The organism is Streptococcus sp. CL8.13, from assembly GCF_049737895.1.
Window position 1 is genome coordinate 1 of record NZ_JBKOTT010000138.1, and the last position, 1,477, is coordinate 1,477.

Annotated in this window: 1 protein-coding gene and 5 tRNA genes; 1 reads left to right on the forward strand and 5 read right to left on the reverse strand. The window is 34.9% G+C overall.

The window, feature by feature from the left end:
- Positions 1-973, forward strand: a 973-nt coding sequence (locus ACLNCN_RS04715; protein ID WP_424844735.1) for a tyrosine-type recombinase/integrase, incomplete at its 5' end; no start/stop codon positions are given.
- Positions 974-1,047: 74 nt separating this feature from the next.
- Here ACLNCN_RS04715 and ACLNCN_RS04720 read toward each other — a convergent pair.
- The 5 genes from ACLNCN_RS04720 to ACLNCN_RS04740 all read right to left on the reverse strand — a co-directional run bounded on the left by ACLNCN_RS04720 (position 1,048) and on the right by ACLNCN_RS04740 (position 1,468).
- Positions 1,048-1,131, reverse strand: a tRNA-Leu gene (locus tag ACLNCN_RS04720).
- Between the two features lie 9 nt (positions 1,132-1,140).
- Positions 1,141-1,212 (reverse strand) — tRNA-Gln (locus ACLNCN_RS04725).
- Positions 1,213-1,225: 13 nt separating this feature from the next.
- A tRNA-His gene (locus ACLNCN_RS04730) sits at positions 1,226-1,298 on the reverse strand.
- A gap of 14 nt (positions 1,299-1,312) precedes the next feature.
- Positions 1,313-1,383, reverse strand: a tRNA-Trp gene (locus ACLNCN_RS04735).
- Positions 1,384-1,387: 4 nt separating this feature from the next.
- Positions 1,388-1,468, reverse strand: a tRNA-Tyr gene (locus ACLNCN_RS04740).
- Positions 1,469-1,477 lie beyond the last annotated feature (9 nt).

Genomic DNA, 1,477 nt, shown 5'->3' on the forward strand with positions numbered 1-1,477 from the left:
AAAACAATTTGACTTTGTAGTAACAACAGATATGTTATTCCAGTTGCTTGAAGAAGACGATTTGAAAAATGGCAGAAAAATAAGCTATACAAGTACACAAAGAAACAATTATGAGCGTCATATTAAACCATATTTTAAAAATACAAATTTAAATAAATTAACGTATGACCATATATTCGAATTTCGTGAATACCTAAAAACAAAACCTAAAAAACAAAATGAAAATGAAACTTTAAGTTATAATACAATTAATAAACTTCTAATTCTACTTAAAAAAATTTTTGACACTGGTATAAGAAAATCCCTTATTGATAAAAATCCTGTTGAGAATCTGAGAAAATTACCAATTAGGAAGCCTAATATCAAATTTTGGAGTATAGAAGAATTCACGAGATTTAGAGAACTTATTCAAGATGATGAAACAAGCTATGACCTGTTTTTCGTAATTGCTTTCTTTACTGGAATGAGAATGGGAGAAATCATCGCATTGAACTGGAATGATATAAATCTTTTAACAAATACAATATACGTTACCAAAACGGTATACTTTGTCAATAATACAAGCTACATTAATACAACAAAAACACGATCAGGAACTAGAAATATAACAATAAATCAGAAATTAGCAGAAATGCTAAAAGATTGGAAAGTAAAACAAAAAGAAAAACTTGAGGAATTTACGAAAAATACAGACGAACTACAAATAATACAGAGTACACCAATAACAATTACGAAAAATATGATTGATAAAAAGTTTAAGCAAATACTAGAAAGGGATAAAGATTTAAAGAAAATAAGAATTCATGATTTGAGACACTCTCACGCATCATTACTAATAAATCAAGGAGAGGATTACCTTGTTGTCAAAGAAAGATTAGGACACGCATCTATTACAACAACAATTGATACATATTCTCATTTGTACCCTAGCAAACAGAAAACATTGGCTAATAAACTTGACGATTTATTTTAAAATGGAAAAAATTGGTAACTCAACAAAAACAGAGAAAAAAAAGACAAGGTCCGAAAACCTTGTCTTTATTACTATACCGGCGGCCGGGGTCGAACCGGCACGTCCTTGCGGACACTGGATTTTGAGTCCAGCGCGTCTGCCAATTCCGCCACGCCGGCAAATAGTAACTGGGGTAGCTGGATTCGAACCAACGCATGAGGGAGTCAAAGTCCCTTGCCTTACCGCTTGGCTATACCCCAATAATATAAAATAGGCGAGTGATGGGGATCGAACCCACGCATGCCAGAGCCACAATCTGGTGTGTTAACCACTTCACCACACCCGCCATAATTCTATTAACACGGGCAGTAGGAATTGAACCCACACTGAAGGTTTTGGAGACCTTAGTTCTACCTTTAAACTATGCCCGTAAAATGGAAGGGGAGGGATTCGAACCCCCGAACCCGAAGGAGCGGATTTACAGTCCGCCGCGTTTAGCCTCTTCGCTACCCTTCCAAAATATAT